Annotated in this window: 13 protein-coding genes; 7 read left to right on the top strand and 6 right to left on the bottom strand. The window is 39.1% G+C overall.

Going from position 1 to position 14,781, the window contains the following annotated elements; translation table 11 throughout:
• The first annotated feature begins 385 nt into the window (after positions 1-385).
• Complete coding sequence (locus ABVM49_RS09355; protein ID WP_021778573.1) at positions 386-685, top strand: hypothetical protein; 300 nt, start codon at positions 386-388, stop codon at positions 683-685.
• A 40-nt stretch (positions 686-725) separates the two neighbouring features.
• Here the strand turns inward: ABVM49_RS09355 and ABVM49_RS09350 are convergent, their stop codons facing one another.
• The 3 genes from ABVM49_RS09350 to porQ all read right to left on the bottom strand — a co-directional run bounded on the left by ABVM49_RS09350 (position 726) and on the right by porQ (position 3,078).
• The gene (locus ABVM49_RS09350; protein WP_405201627.1) at positions 726-1,124 is read right to left on the bottom strand and encodes a DUF4345 domain-containing protein; all 399 of its coding nucleotides are present in this window, start codon (positions 1,122-1,124) and stop codon (positions 726-728) included.
• Positions 1,124-1,816, bottom strand: coding sequence for a (d)CMP kinase (gene cmk / locus ABVM49_RS09345; RefSeq protein ID WP_405201626.1), 693 nt, complete (start codon positions 1,814-1,816; stop codon positions 1,124-1,126). The genes ABVM49_RS09350 and cmk overlap by 1 nt, the downstream gene beginning before the upstream one ends.
• A 242-nt stretch (positions 1,817-2,058) precedes the next feature.
• The gene (gene porQ / locus ABVM49_RS09340) at positions 2,059-3,078 is read right to left on the bottom strand and encodes a type IX secretion system protein PorQ (RefSeq protein WP_405201625.1); all 1,020 of its coding nucleotides are present in this window, start codon (positions 3,076-3,078) and stop codon (positions 2,059-2,061) included.
• Positions 3,079-3,303: 225 nt separating this feature from the next.
• On the opposite strand from porQ, the gene ABVM49_RS09335 reads away from it, so the two are divergent.
• Positions 3,304-6,612, top strand: a complete 3,309-nt coding sequence (locus tag ABVM49_RS09335) for a T9SS type A sorting domain-containing protein (RefSeq protein ID WP_405201624.1) — start codon at positions 3,304-3,306, stop codon at positions 6,610-6,612.
• A 10-nt stretch (positions 6,613-6,622) separates the two neighbouring features.
• Positions 6,623-6,823, top strand: coding sequence for a hypothetical protein (locus tag ABVM49_RS09330; RefSeq protein WP_405201623.1), 201 nt, complete (start codon positions 6,623-6,625; stop codon positions 6,821-6,823).
• Between the two features lie 91 nt (positions 6,824-6,914).
• Here ABVM49_RS09330 and lon read toward each other — a convergent pair whose 3' ends face one another.
• Positions 6,915-9,365: an endopeptidase La gene (gene lon / locus ABVM49_RS09325; protein ID WP_405201622.1), complete on the bottom strand. Its 2,451-nt coding sequence runs from the start codon at positions 9,363-9,365 to the stop codon at positions 6,915-6,917.
• Positions 9,366-9,708: 343 nt separating this feature from the next.
• Between lon and ABVM49_RS09320 the strand changes: the two genes are divergently transcribed.
• The 4 genes from ABVM49_RS09320 to ABVM49_RS09305 are packed head-to-tail and all read left to right on the top strand — an operon-like array spanning position 9,709 to position 12,682.
• Complete coding sequence (locus ABVM49_RS09320) at positions 9,709-10,287, top strand: RNA polymerase sigma factor (RefSeq protein ID WP_035325130.1); 579 nt, start codon at positions 9,709-9,711, stop codon at positions 10,285-10,287.
• Positions 10,256-10,816, top strand: a complete 561-nt coding sequence (locus tag ABVM49_RS09315; RefSeq protein WP_375252587.1) for a hypothetical protein — start codon at positions 10,256-10,258, stop codon at positions 10,814-10,816. Before ABVM49_RS09320 ends, ABVM49_RS09315 begins: the two co-directional genes overlap by 32 nt.
• A gap of 24 nt (positions 10,817-10,840) precedes the next feature.
• Complete coding sequence (locus ABVM49_RS09310) at positions 10,841-11,929, top strand: hypothetical protein (protein WP_405201621.1); 1,089 nt, start codon at positions 10,841-10,843, stop codon at positions 11,927-11,929.
• A 27-nt stretch (positions 11,930-11,956) separates the two neighbouring features.
• Positions 11,957-12,682: a head GIN domain-containing protein gene (locus ABVM49_RS09305; protein WP_405201620.1), complete on the top strand. Its 726-nt coding sequence runs from the start codon at positions 11,957-11,959 to the stop codon at positions 12,680-12,682.
• Between the two features lie 61 nt (positions 12,683-12,743).
• Here the strand turns inward: ABVM49_RS09305 and ABVM49_RS09300 are convergent, their stop codons facing one another.
• Together ABVM49_RS09300 and ABVM49_RS09295 are read right to left on the bottom strand one after the other, a co-directional pair.
• The gene (locus ABVM49_RS09300) at positions 12,744-13,583 is read right to left on the bottom strand and encodes a GIN domain-containing protein (RefSeq protein ID WP_405201619.1); all 840 of its coding nucleotides are present in this window, start codon (positions 13,581-13,583) and stop codon (positions 12,744-12,746) included.
• A 97-nt stretch (positions 13,584-13,680) separates the two neighbouring features.
• Positions 13,681-14,739, bottom strand: a complete 1,059-nt coding sequence (locus ABVM49_RS09295; protein ID WP_405201618.1) for a hypothetical protein — start codon at positions 14,737-14,739, stop codon at positions 13,681-13,683.
• Between the last annotated feature and the right edge of the window lie 42 nt (positions 14,740-14,781).

Genomic DNA, 14,781 nt, shown 5'->3' with positions numbered 1-14,781 from the left:
ACTATTAACATTCTTTAACTTTTTGAGAAATAGGAGCCACTCTTTTTACGATAATTTAACTAAAAACCACATTTACGCTTTAACGATAATTTTGTAATTATTTTTTGCGCTACGAGCCTGTAGGGTAGTTTTTATAAGTACGCTTTCGCGAAAGCGGCAAAAATCCTCCTCATTACCAGCAGTAAGAAACCCAATATTTAAAGGGCTTAACAACCACTCGCAGAGAAATTATAACTTATATTCACTTTTTTTTATGCGTTATTGTAACCTTATCTATATTAATAACGTATAAGGTGCAGGGTAAAATCCTAGGTTGGGAAATCTGAACAATAGTGGTCGCACACGCGGCTTTTTGAATTAACAAACACTTTTAATTTACACTATTATGAAAACACTTTTTATTGCCTTATTTACACTTGCTACTATTGCTTACAACACAACTTCTGAAACAGTAACCGCAACCTTTACTGGCTATAGTGACGAGACGTATTACTTTACAGATAGCGACGACTTAACTTATGCTTTTGAGTCAATAAGTGCTACAGCTGCTCAAGAATTTGACCTTACCCAAGACATTTATAAAGGACAGCAGTTTAAAATTACATTTACAAGTTCTACAGAACTTAATGAAGATGATGAGGAATATGATATGCTCTCTATCACTGCTCTAGAGCTCGTGAAGTAAAAGAATAATTATAAAGGCTATTAATAAAAAAACCTACGATCTAAATCGTAGGTTTTTTTTGTGTATAATAACTGAGGTTCCACAAACCCCATACGGTGAGTAAGGCTTCTCCTATCATACCTAATCCATATTGTGGAGACCAGCCGTCTAGCAAAGTGCTTATAAGCCTGCCTGCAGTAAGACCTCCCATAAATAATACATTAAATAAAGTAGCGCGCTCCCAGTGCGTAGGCTTTATAACACCATAAAGCCAGTAAACTCCTAGTGTAAGGTATACACCCATTATAGATCTAAAGATATTTTTGAGCTCAAGATCTTGGACCTTAAATCCAAAAATATCAAACAGTATAACACTGGGGTTTGCTCCATAAACAAATGCCATCACGATAACTATGCTCGCTGAGAGTATAAGGTGGGCTTGTTTAGGAAGTTTTGACATTATATACGTTGTGCAATGCGATCTTTTGCGAGTTGTAAGATAGTATGGAACTGGTCTTCTATATTAGTTTCTGTATTATCTATCTCAATAGCATCTGTTGCTTTTACTAGTGGAGAGTCTTCTCTAGTGGTATCTATGTGATCACGCTCTACTACGTTAGATAGCACGGCATCATAGTTTACATCATCACCGCGCTCTACAAGCTCATTGTAACGCCTTTTTGCACGCTCTTCTGCACTGGCTGTCATAAATATCTTAAGCTCTGCCTTGGGAAATACTACAGTACCTATATCACGACCGTCCATCACAATACCTTTTTCTTCACCCATACGTTGCTGCTGCTCTACAAGCTTTGCTCGCACTTCTGATACGGTGGCTATAGGACTTACAAAAGAAGATACCTCTAGCGTTCTAATATATTGCTCTACATTTTCTCCATTAAGACAGACTTCTGCCTTTCCAGAAGTGGTGTCTCTGGTAAATGAAATATTAATGTCTGATAATTTATTGATAAGTGAGTCTTTATCAAAAAAACCATCAGATATAAGACCTTTACGCATTGCATAAAGGGTTACTGCACGATACATCGCGCCGGTGTCTACATATATGTATTCTAGCCAGTCTGCTAGTTGTTTTGCTACGGTACTTTTTCCGGTTGAGGAATATCCGTCTATGGCGATGGTTATTTTCACGTATGGTGTGTTTTGAGCAAAAATAGGGATTATGATTATGAGATGTAAGGAACTCTAAAAGTACTTTTAAAAGGTATACAGATACGTACAATACGACTATTACAAACACGCACTATCTCAAGTCTCTAGCCCCGATTGTAATGAAAATCCCGCAACAAGCGTGAGCGCCGTGAGGAATTGTAATGTAAAGCGGGATACTGCCGTGAAGATTCAAAAATAAGTGTGTGCTCCAACAAAGAGAATTACTGCAAATCTATACCTATGCCAAAAAAGCTACTAGCGGCAGCACTATTGTAACGTGCGTAAGCATAGTTAAATCGGATCTTATTAATCTTAATACCAAAACCGGCGCTTATCCCTGCAAAGCTGCGCTGGTTAATAATACGCAACTCCTCACTACGTCTAAAGTTATAACCTAGTCGCAGGTTAAAGCCTCCTCGTGGAAAGAGTTCTACACCCACAATGGCGTGGCGTATAACGTTATCTAGAATACCTATTTTCTCAGCAGTAGTGTTTCCGTCTAGATCTGTGGTGCCGCGGGCTTCATTCTCAAAAGCGATGTTCCAGAGTTGTAAGTTTTCAAGGGTAAGGTGCCAGCGTATGGGTACATTAGGCACTATCTGGGAGATACCAGCATCTATCTCTAGTGGCAACTTCTCTATGGTGTCTACATAGGGTGTAAACTGCGTGCCTATATTGCGCACTACTACGGCTGCGTTAAGATCCCAGTCTTCGTAATTATAAGTTAGACCTAGGTCTATCGCTCCGCCGGCAGAGGTATACTCGGCCAGTGTGGAAGTGATGAGTTTTACATTTGCTCCTACATAAAAGTCTGTGTAAGGAATATTAGTCGCATAGCCTAGCGAGAGCGCTGCCTCACTACCACCAAATTCTCCTGTTGCATTTCCGTTTTCGTCTCGCCCGTCAAAGCTCCCGTAGTTTACATACGTTATGCCGGCGTGAAGTACTTGTGTGCGTCTGTCCCATAAATAGGCATATGAGGCGGTACCATAGTTTATATCTGCAAGGTAGTTTACATAGTTTACAGAGAGCTGGTTATCCATTCTGTAATTAATATTTGCAGGGTTGTAAAGTGCAGAGTCTGGATCATAATCATAGTTTGTGATTATTTTTCCGCCCAGGGCTGCTTGTCTAGGTGATGACATTAAATTGAGAAACTGGTATGTTGCTCTCCCTCCTAACTGCCCGTAAGCAGATACTGCGGTTAGAAATAAGAGTATGTAACAGGCTTTTCTCATCATACAAGGTAGCAACACAATGGTAAACGATTGCAATGATAGTATATTTTGATAGGGATGGGAAATAATTAGCCTTTTGTATGCTTGGTATCTTTATTATAACCTCATAATATTTACTTAAGCAAAAGTGCGCTTTCGCGAAAGTGTACAATTTCTTAGCAATTGCTTAACATACAAAACACTGGTTACGTAGTTATTATGTTAATTTTATGCCTAAAATCACAAACAATGGCAAAACTTTTACTTACAAAAAAACTTTTTTTATTGCTTCTTTTTGCAATGAGCTATTCTGGAATAGCCCTTGCGCAAACAAATGCTTGGATTAATGAGTTTCATTATGATAATAGTGGATCTGATGTTGATGAAAGTATAGAGGTAATTATAGAAAACCCTGGAAATCTAGCAGACTATGCTTTGATACGTTATAATGGCAATGGTGGCGTTACTTATGGCAGCACTACGCTAGATGAATTTACTGTAGGAGAAACTTCAGGCTCATTTACAGTTTACAGTTTTATATTTCCATCAAATGGATTACAAAACGGACCAGATGGCTTTGCACTCACTTATGAAGGCACACTTATTCCTGGACAATTTCTAAGTTATGAAGGAGCAATTACGGCTACAAATGGTCCAGCAAGTGGAGTTACCTCTACAGATATAGGTGTAGCAGAGAGCGGATCTACCCTGGCCACAGAATCCTTACAGCTCACCGGTACGGGTAGTGCATATACTGATTTTACGTGGTCTGCTCCTTCCACATCAAGCCTAGGGAACTTAAATACAGGGCAGACACTAGGAGCTGGAGCAAATATTGCGCCTGCAATCACAAACATCGTTGCATCTCCAGAGGATGCAACCTCGACAGATGTTGTGACCGTGAGCGCAACCATTACAGATGCTCAAGATAATATAGATAGTGCAAACTTATCGTGGGGTTTACAAGACGGTGGTCCCTATCCTAATACAATAGTATTAAATAACACTGCTGGAACAACTTATGAAACAAGTACAGCAATCCCCGCACAAATGGATGGAACAACTGTTTATTATACCCTAAGCGCTACAGATGATAATGCAATGCCAGAAACAGCTGTGAGTATGCAACTTACATACACCGTAAATGATATGACTCAGCTAGGGTTTCAATTAAACAATACAGATTTTAATTATGCTATAAATTTTGATACAAGTCTAACAGGAGTGAATGAAGGTGGTTTTACGGGTGATGGATTATCACCAGCACCGTCTTCAGGTCAATTAGACTCAAATACCTGGCTCATAGAAGGATTAAGCGATGGAGACTCTAGTTTTGGCGATACAAATACCTCATCAGACTTTACGGGTACTGCAAACTTTGGGTCTGCAGGTAGTGGTATAAATTCTTATACTATTGCCCCAGAAGATTATGCACTCGGTTTTCAACCTGCTGGATCTGATCTTACACCAGGTATCATCGCTTTTAGATTTCAAAACAATACAGGTGAGGTTATAACTAATCTACAAGTGGCATATGATTTATATGTCTATAATGATCAACCTAGATCTAATAGTGTCACACTTGTACACGGTACTGAAACAGATCTCACAAACTCAAGTCTAAGCACTCCAGGCGAGGTGTACCTTAACAGTCCTGAGGTAGATGACCTTTCTCCAAGCGCTCTAAAATCTGTACTTACCTACGATATAAATACGAATACTGCTGGTGATGCAACCTTAAATATAGCACCTGGCGAGACGTACATCATAGCTTGGCAAACTGATGATGTCTCTGGAGGTGGTAGTAGAGATGAGTTTGCAATAGATAATATACAATTCAAGGCAAACGCAACAACTCCTGGTTTCAGTTTTATAGGGGGACCTGTAGAAAATTTAATTCTAGGTACCAATTATTCAATTCTTAATGAAACAAATCTCTTTAATGAATTACGTGTTGTAGCGGGTACATTACAAACTAACAATAACTTAACGCTACGAAGTACAGCAGATCAACAAGCCTATACTGGCGCATTCACAAATGGGGCGATAGTAGTAGGAGATGTTACTGTAGAAAGATATATCCCTGGTAAACGTGCTTTTAGAATACTATCTAGCCCAGTAAACACGAGTTCTACCATACAGACAAACTGGCAAGAGGGTGCCACCAGCGCAACTCAAGACCCAAATCCAGGTTACGGTATACATATAACTGGTAGTGAAACTGGTGCAAACGGTTTTGACGCATCACCTTCTGGTAATGCTTCTGCTTTTACTCTTAATAACGCAACTCAAGCCTTTGAACCTATACCAAATACCAATATAGATGTGCTCGAAGCTGGTAAACCTCTCCTTACATTAATACGTGGTAGTAGAGCAATAGACGTTACAGATAATGAAGCTATGGCAGACGATACCGTACTTAGAACTACCGGAACACTAGAACTCGACGCTGTTACACAATCTTTTACAACTACAGCGGCAACGCAAGATGCTTCTGGAGGTGACGGTACGTTTTTCCTTTTTGGAAATCCATTTGCGAGAACCGTAGATATGAATGCTGTTTTTAATGGAGATGCTACTAATGGTGCACAACAAAACCTTAACCCTAATTTTTACTACATATTTGATCCTCAAATAAATGGCGATAATGGGCGCGGTGGTTATGTAACTATAGATTTATCTGACGGAAGTAACAATACAGCTGGAGTATCTGCTGCAAATGGTTCACTACAAGCATACCAAGGTGGCTTTGCTCAAATAGTAGATAATACACCTGGCACACTTACGAGTATCACCTTTGGAGAAAATGCCGAAGGGCCAACCGGTGAATCTCAGACAAACACCTTCAATTCAAACACGATACCGACTATCATAGCAGGTAAGCTCTCACGCGTAGAAAGTGGCATATCAACATTTTCTGATGGATTTAAAGTTACAGCTAGTAGTGACTACACATCTCAGGTAGATTTATATGATGCGCAAAAACTAGCAAACCTAGATGAAAATATTGCCATAGCAGTAGATGATAATTTGCTCGCCATAGAAAAACGAGACGCGTTTACCGAAAACACTGTGGTGCAATTACACATAGATAATTACAGATTTGCCAATTATGACCTAGAGCTTACTCTAGATAATGTAGAGATTCCGTCATATCTGCACGACAGATATTTAGACACCGTATCACCACTAGAAAGTGGTGAAAACCATATAGCCTTTACAATATCTGACAATGAGCAGAGCAGTGCTGCAGATCGTTTTGCTATTATTTTTAATAGTGAACCTCTAGCAACTGAGACATACACAACAAATGAATTATTAATAGCTCCAAATCCGTTTAATGATAATGGATTTACAATACGTATCCCAGATGCTACAACTACAACTGCGACAGTGCAAATAGTAAATGTGCTAGGTCAAATTGCATATCAAGCTCAAGAGACACTTATAAATAATGAGATTACTATCTCAAAAGTAGATGCACTCCCTACTGGAATTTACTATGTAAAAGTAAAAAGTGGAACAATGACAGCAGTGCGTAAACTGATTAAAAACTAAAAAGAAAATTATGAAAATTACACATAAATATATCACCCGAGTTTTAGCTATTGCTTTGTTTTGCTTTTGCTTTCAGAGTGCACAAGCTCAAATCTCTTTTCCAGATAACGTAAATGATGAAGCTCCTGCGGCTCCCATAAATGGACTCATTGCTCTCGGCCTTGCGGCTGGAGCTGCCCTGGGACTTAAAAAAACCAATAAAGATTTATAATACCCACAGCACTATAAAAAAGGGAACCTACTTTTAGGTTCCCTTTTTTATTTACGCTTTCGCGAAAGCGGTCTTATTTATAGTCTCAAGTTTATAACTTCTTTGCGTTTTTAACCTTTTGCTTAGTAAGGGCAAGTTCTAATACCTCACTCATATCTTTTACATAGTGGAAGGTAAGACCTTTTAAGTAATCTGGCTTTATCTCTTCTATGTCGCGACGGTTTTGCTCACAAAGTAAGATCTCTTTAATTTTTGCACGCTTTGCAGCAAGAATCTTTTCTTTGATTCCTCCTACTGGTAATACTTTACCTCGCAGGGTTATCTCACCTGTCATTGCGATGCTCTTCTTGACTTTGCGTTGTGTAAATAATGATACTAGAGAGGTAAGCATTGTGATACCCGCACTAGGGCCATCCTTAGGAGTCGCTCCTTCTGGCACGTGAATGTGTACGTTATAGCTGTCAAATATTTTTGAATCTAGACCAAGAAGTTCTGCATTTGCTTTTATATACTCCATTGCAATGGTAGCACTCTCCTTCATAACCTTACCAAGGTTACCTGTGATAGATAGTGTTCCTTTTCCTTTTGATAAGGCAGACTCGATAAATAAAATATCACCACCTACACGTGTCCAGGCAAGACCTGTTACTACTCCAGCAACATCATTGTTTTCATACTTGTCACGCTCCATTCTAGGAGATCCTAAAACTTCTATGATGTCTTCGTTAGAAACTTTTACGTTGTACTCCTCCTCCATTGCAAGATTTTTGGCACCGTAGCGCACCATCTTTGCAACTTGCTTCTCAAGACCACGTACTCCAGACTCACGAGTGTACCCCTCAACAATTTTTTCTAGTTGTGGCTTTGCAATCTTAAGCTGCTCTGGTGTCATACCGTGCTCCTTAAGTTGCTTAGGTAATAAGTGTCTCTTTGCAATCTCTGTCTTTTCTTCTATAGTATAACCCGTCACATTTATAATCTCCATACGATCGCGTAATGCTGGTTGTATGGTATTAAGGCTATTTGAGGTTGCGATAAACATTACCTTAGAAAGGTCAAACCCCATCTCAAGGAAGTTGTCGTGAAACTCACTATTCTGCTCTGGGTCAAGTACCTCTAGTAATGCAGAAGATGGATCTCCCTGACTCCCCATACTTAACTTATCTATCTCATCTAGTACAAAGACTGGGTTACTTGTACCCGCCTTACGAAGGCTCTGTATAATACGGCCCGGCATTGCTCCTATATAAGTCTTTCTGTGACCACGTATCTCAGACTCGTCACGCATACCACCTAGACTCATACGTATGTACTCTCGCCCAAGTGCCTCTGCAACAGATTTACCTAGTGAAGTTTTACCCACACCTGGAGGTCCGTAAAGACAGAGTATAGGTGACTTCATATCGTTACGTAATTTTAATACCGCTAGGTACTCTATAATACGACGCTTTACATCATCAAGACCATAGTGATCGCGGTCTAAGATTTTCATAGCACGTTTTAAATCAAATTTATCTTTACTAAACTCGTTCCAAGGAAGGTCTAAAAAGAGGTCAAGATAGTTGCGCTGTATGCTATACTCCGCTACTTGGGGATTCATACGTTGCATCTTAGAAAGCTCTTTCTTAAAATGCTTTTCTACTTTTTCTCCCCATTTTTTTGTCTTTGCACGCTCGCGCATCTCTTCAAGATCATCCTCAGAGGTAGATCCTCCTAGTTCTTCTTGAATAGTCTTCATTTGCTGGTGCAAGAAGTACTCGCGCTGCTGCTGGCTCATATCATTTTGAACCTTGTTTTGAATATCATTTTTGAGCTCCAGCTTCTGGCGCTCCATATCCATAAACTTAAGCGTCTCGATAGCGCGTTTATGTAAATCGTTTATGTGAAGTAACTCCTGCTTCTCAGCCACTGTGAGATTCATATTAGAACTCACAAAGTTTATTAAGAAAGAATCGCTCTGTATGTTTTTTATTGCAAAAGATGCCTCAGATGGGATATTTGGCGAGTCTTGAATAATTTTAAGAGCAAGATCTTTTATAGAGTCTATCGCAGCCTTAAACTCTTGACTTCCTTTATCTGGACGTGTTTCTGGAAATTCTTTTATCGTGGCTCTTAAGTAAGGTTCGGTTTGAGTCACTTCATTAATCTCAAAGCGTTTTTTACCTTGTATGATTACGGTTACATTACCGTCAGGCATTTTAAGAACACGCAGTATACGTGCTACCACGCCTACTTTATTTATATCATCTGCCGTAGGGTTTTCTACAGACTCATCTTTTTGAGCCACTACTCCTACTACCTTTCCTCCTTTATTTGCCTCGTCTATAAGTTTTATAGAAGTGTCTCTTCCTGCCGAAATAGGAATCACAACCCCAGGAAAAAGTACCGTATTACGTAAAGGTAATATCGCTAGACTTTCTGGGAGCTCTTCATTATTAATCGCCTCCTCATCTTCTGGGGTCATTAACGGGATAAGCTCTGCATCTCCATCTATCTCTTGCAGTGACAATCTGTCTAATGTTGTAAATTTTGGTTTTGCCATATAATATATGTGCCACAATGTCGGGTATTGCTACGCTCATTATGACTATCTAAGTATTACTATTCTATTAAAATCGGCGAGTGACGCTGTAATGTATGGTATATAGTCACTCACCATTACATTAAGTCAATTCTTATGCCAAGTGATGTACGCTTTCGCGAAAATGTAAACCACAACCCTTATCTTTCCTTATAGTTATAGTAAAACCTTTGGCCACAAGAACCATCTTTAGGCAGACTAGCCCGCTAGTGGTCAAAAGGAGAATCAAAAAAATAAAATAAACTTTTCACGAAAGTGTAACAACTTAAAAATTACCACATCTTTACTATAGAATTAACCAAAAGTGAATTTTACCAACCATCAAATAACCGATCTATTATCACTATGCCAGCAAGGTGAGCAGGGTGCACAAATGGAAGTTTATAATCGCTACTACAAGGCGATGTATAACACCTCATTGCGCATTGTAAAACACGAAGCAGAAGCAGAAGATATTATGCAGGAGTCCTTCTTAAGTGCTTTTACAAAACTAGACAGCTACAAGGGTGAGGCATCTTTTGGGAGTTGGTTAAAACGTATCGTTGTAAATAATAGCCTCAATGCTTACAATAAAAGTAAGCGACTAGATGAAACCTCTATAGATGACCATCTATATAAAATAGAAGACGATGCAGCTGGTGTAGCAGAGATGGATCTCTCTAGTGTACGTGCTCAAGAAGTGGTAAACGCAATGAGTGAATTAAAGGACAACTACAGACAGTCTCTGTCATTACATCTTATAGAGGGTTATGACTATGAAGAAATGAGTGAAATAATGAATGTAAGCTATGCAAACTGCAGAACGATGGTGTCAAGAGCAAAAGACAGCTTACGAAGAATTTTAAATAAAAATGAAAAAGGAACCTATAGATCAAGTATTTAAGCGCCTAGAAGGCAAGCTAGATACAGCTGCACCTAGTGCAGATCACAAAGCAAACTTTCTTGCAAAGCTTCAGGCGCAAGCTGCTCCCGTAACTCCAGAGAAAGAAACTAAAGTCATAAAGTGGATGCGTCCTCTTTTTATAGCAGCGAGTATGCTCTTGCTTGCCGGAGTCATTTTTACTCAGTTCAATACGAGCTCGAGTGATAAAGAACTTGCAGATGTATCTCCAGAAATGCAGGAAACTCAAGACTTCTTTACAAAGACTATAGAACGAGAGCTTTTTGACATCAAAGAAAAGATGACTCCAGAAAACCAAGCTATGGTAGAAGATGCCATAAGCCAGCTGGAAGTGCTAGAGCAGCAATATGATAAACTTAAAATTGACCTTTCTGAGAGTGGTGAAGATAAGCGCGTGATCTACGCTATGATAGACAACTTCCAGAACCGCATTGACCTCCTACAAAATGTAGTAGAGCAAATGAAAGCCATCGAAGAATTAAGAAAAATTGAAAAAGCAGTAACTCTCTAGTTACTTAAATAATATACTATTACTATGAAAACAAAAATTACACACCTCCTACTCTTTGTACTCGCTATGCCTTTTATGGTAATGGCAAGTGACAACTACCCTAAAGGGAAATATACTAAGGAGAAAAGAATTAAAAAAGAATATAACGTTAATGCAGATGCAAAACTGGTTATAGATAACTCCTACGGTAATGTAAATATGGTAAGCTGGAATGAAAACCGCATTGTTATAGAAGTGCTAGTAAAAACTAATGGAAATGATGAAGAGCGCGTGCAAGAAAAGCTAGATGAGATAGATGTACGTTTTGAAGGCTCTCCGTCTTATGTAAGTGCTAAGACTAATTTTGAGAGAAGTAGCAGTCGCTCGTGGTGGAATAGCTGGAAAAACAATAATGTAAATATGGAAATTAACTACACCATAAAACTCCCAGCTACTAATATGATAGATATAAGCAATGATTACGGGGGTATAAGCCTTGACCGTCTTGAGGGCAATGCAAAAATAAACTGTGACTATGGTAAAATTACTATAGGCGAGTTACTTGCAGAGGATAACTACCTCAACTTTGACTACACAAAAAACAGTACCATCTCTTATATGAAAAGTGGCCGTATTAATGCAGACTACTCAAGCTTTATGTTAGAACGTGGTGGTGATATAGAACTCAATGCAGATTATACGAAGTCTGAATTTGGAAAAATTGAAAATCTCAACTACAACTGTGATTATGGATCTGTAAAAACAACAGAAAGTAATGACGTTATAGGTCGTGGTGATTACCTCTCTGCAAAGATAGGAGTTGTACACGGTGATTTAAATATCAACGCAGATTATGGGAGTATACGTGTAGAAGAACTTGCTAGTGATGCTGGAGACGTCAAGATTCAGAGCGATTATACAGGCATAAAGGTGGGATACAGTCCTGCTTATGATTTTACCTTTAATATAAAACTTGAGTATGCAGGCTTAAGCGGTAAAGATGAGCTTACTTTTAAAGTAGAGCGCGTAGAATCTTCAGACAAATATTATGAAGGGTACAAAGGATCATCTTCTACTAATAACAACATAAACATCAACTCAGAGTATGGGGGTGTTACATTATTTAAAAACTAAATTCAATCATCAACTAAACAATCTATTATGAAAAAATTAATCACACTCAGCTTAGTCCTTTTTGCAAGTACTCAAATACACGCACAATGGTGGGGAACGAGTGTAAAAGGTAACGGCGAACTAGAAACTATAACTCGCAATGTAGGTGACTATGATGAGATAAGTGTTGCTGGCTTTTTTGACGTGACACTTGTTGCCGGTAATGAAGGAGAACTTACTATTGAAGGAGAGAGTAACCTACTTGAATACATTGAGACCGAAGTAGATGGGGACAGACTTACTATCAAGGTAAAAAACAAGCAAAACCTGAAAACGAGCTGGGGAAAAGATATTAAAATACGAGTGCCTTTTAGAGATTTAAACCAAGTATCATTATCTGGATCTGGCGAGATTATGAGTACAGATGTTATCAAAGCAAATAACTTTAGAGTTTCAGTATCTGGTTCTGGTGATATAAATCTTGTAGTAGAAGCTAGCAGCACAGAGAGTCGTGTTACTGGATCTGGTGATTTGGTATTACGAGGTAGCACAAGAGATCACGAGACAAGTGTAACGGGATCTGGAGATCTTGAAGCAGGACGCTTTAAAGCAGATAATGTAGATGCAAAGGTTACAGGGTCTGGAGATATAAGAGTAAGTTGTGAGAAGAGCATACGCGCTCGAGTAACAGGATCTGGAGATATAGAATATGTAGGTAACCCTACAAAGCAAGACACAAAGGTTTCTGGATCTGGAGATATCTCTAGAGGATAAAACTATTTTGTCCCAAATACAATAAAAGCCCTCTTGCGAGGGCTTTTTTACTTATAACATATTACAGTTCTTTCTTAAGTAGTCTCGTGGTACCTGAAAATCGTTCTACTATAATTTTTGGCTCGCCATATAGTTGCACCATACTCTTATCTGAAAGGTCAAGTGTTACCTTCTCATCTACACTAAGCGTCACGCTACCGCTTTCTCTTCCTACTATCTGCACTATGTCTGCATCAAAGGAGAGTCCTTTACATTGAGCGGTTTCATTTACTGTAAAAGTAGCTTCACTAGCATTTCCTGTAAACGCTATGTCAGATCTTCCTGAAGCAATTATTGAGAGTTTTACGGTGTTTATATCCGCTTTCGCGAAAGCGTTATCACTTAAATTCACACGTATATCGTCTCCAGTGTAATCTATCTCAAACTTTGAGTTGCCGTTTGCCATAATATCTGCCTCTCTCGTTTTGAGCTCTCCGTTGAAACGACTTCCATCCAGAAAACTACCCGTAAACATATCTCCCTCTATGGCTGTAGATACAAAGGCACTACTTTTTGAATCTAAACTTACAGCGCTCAGTGCTGTATATCGCACAGTAATGTTAAGTCTTTTTGCACTACGTATATCCTTGCGGGTTGAAACCACAAGTAGACTATCTCTAATGTCAAAATCTATAAGTTCAACCAGGTTATCATCCATCTCTAGGTCATAACCGGTTTTAGAATCTGCCATAAGTGTCACCTCTAGGCCATCTGTTACCTTGATTGCGGTAAAGCCATCTAGTCTCTCAGAAACATCTATAACATTACGACTACCTTTTACTCGCTCGCGTTGTGCAGCGACACTTGTAGTTACAACTAGAAGTATTGCAACCACAAAACTCTTTATATATCTATTCTTCATAAAATTAAAAGTACAATAAATGAGCCATCCTTAATAACCGCACATAAAAAAAGCACCTGGTTACAGATGCTCTTTAAAAATATGTCGTTTATGGATACTAATAGGCAATATTAATCACTCCATCTACTGTGAGTACTTCTTCGTTATCTGGGTTTGTAAATGTTCCAGAAAAGGTTCCTACTATTGTAGTACCATCGTTTTCCGTAATTGTATTAATAAAAGGTGATGTCCCTCCGGGTGCTGCTGTAAGTACTACACCATCTATAGTAATAAGTGTGTTTTGCATCACATTATCTCCAGTTTGTTGTAATACAATATCAAAAGTGAAGGTGTCGCCAGTATCTGTATCTGTTGCTACAACGCTTAATAGAGAACCATCTATAGTTACTACTGCATTATCAAAGTTTGTAAACGTTCCGCCTATAGTTCCATACACCGGTCCATCATCTTCTGGTGGGCTACAATCTCCTAGCTCTTGAACAATTGCATCTAGACTTCCATCTGGATCTCCACAAGCTGTAATCTGTTCTTGCAGTGCAAATGAGTAATCTGCACAGGCAGCCGTATAAGCATCACTATCTTGAGGATCTACTGCGTTAAAAATTTCTTGAGCTTCTGCTGTTGCAATTTCGGCAGCGGCACACTCTCCACCACAGTTAAGACTATCTATAGTTGCTTGCAAACTACCATTTGCATCTCCGCACGCTTCTATTTGTGCGCTTAACGCGGCGCTATATGCAAGGCATAATTGCTCTTCATTTTCAGCTGTAGCATTGTTAAATGCCTCCAGCGCTGCCTCCGTAGCTAGCTCTGCTTGTAAGCACGGGTCTGGTGTTGTACAGTCGCCTAGCGTAGTAAGTATGGATTGTAGCTCTCCAGAACTATCACCGCATATTTCTATAGTTGCCTCAAGTGCAAGCGCATAGGTCGTACAGGCCTGTGTATAATTTGCTTCAGAAGATGAAGCAAATACTGCTTGTGAAGTTTGCAATACATCAAATGCTGTTTCACACGTATCACTATCTGGATCTGTCTCTCCAGGCTCAGAACCATCTCCGGTTACAGAAAACTCGCCCTCTAGTTGTTCATCATCACAAGAGATTACTGTGACTGAGGCTAGCATTATAAATAAGAGTAGGTAGTGTAGCTTTTTCATCGATGTAGGATTTTGTGAACCTTAAACGCAAACATAAACATT

This window comes from Dokdonia sp. LLG6352-1 (assembly GCF_045055815.1).
GTDB lineage: Bacteria > Bacteroidota > Bacteroidia > Flavobacteriales > Flavobacteriaceae > Dokdonia > Dokdonia donghaensis.
The sequence above is the reverse complement of the archived record's forward strand: the minus strand, read 5'-3'. Positions and strand labels throughout refer to the sequence as shown.

Bases quoted from the DNA above. Each gene is read 5' to 3' on its own strand.
- ABVM49_RS09295 (WP_405201618.1), bottom strand. From the start codon at position 14,739: ATGAAAAAGCTACACTACCTACTCTTATTTATAATGCTAGCCTCAGTC.
- ABVM49_RS09310 (WP_405201621.1), top strand. From the start codon at position 10,841: ATGAAAACAAAAATTACACACCTCCTACTCTTTGTACTCGCTATGCCT.
- ABVM49_RS09330 (WP_405201623.1), top strand. From the start codon at position 6,623: ATGAAAATTACACATAAATATATCACCCGAGTTTTAGCTATTGCTTTG.
- ABVM49_RS09315 (WP_375252587.1), top strand. From the start codon at position 10,256: ATGAAAAAGGAACCTATAGATCAAGTATTTAAGCGCCTAGAAGGCAAG.
- ABVM49_RS09355 (WP_021778573.1), top strand. From the start codon at position 386: ATGAAAACACTTTTTATTGCCTTATTTACACTTGCTACTATTGCTTAC.
- ABVM49_RS09300 (WP_405201619.1), bottom strand. From the start codon at position 13,583: ATGAAGAATAGATATATAAAGAGTTTTGTGGTTGCAATACTTCTAGTT.
- ABVM49_RS09305 (WP_405201620.1), top strand. From the start codon at position 11,957: ATGAAAAAATTAATCACACTCAGCTTAGTCCTTTTTGCAAGTACTCAA.
- ABVM49_RS09335 (WP_405201624.1), top strand. From the start codon at position 3,304: ATGGCAAAACTTTTACTTACAAAAAAACTTTTTTTATTGCTTCTTTTT.
- porQ (WP_405201625.1), bottom strand. From the start codon at position 3,078: ATGATGAGAAAAGCCTGTTACATACTCTTATTTCTAACCGCAGTATCT.
- lon (WP_405201622.1), bottom strand. From the start codon at position 9,365: ATGGCAAAACCAAAATTTACAACATTAGACAGATTGTCACTGCAAGAG.
- ABVM49_RS09350 (WP_405201627.1), bottom strand. From the start codon at position 1,124: ATGTCAAAACTTCCTAAACAAGCCCACCTTATACTCTCAGCGAGCATA.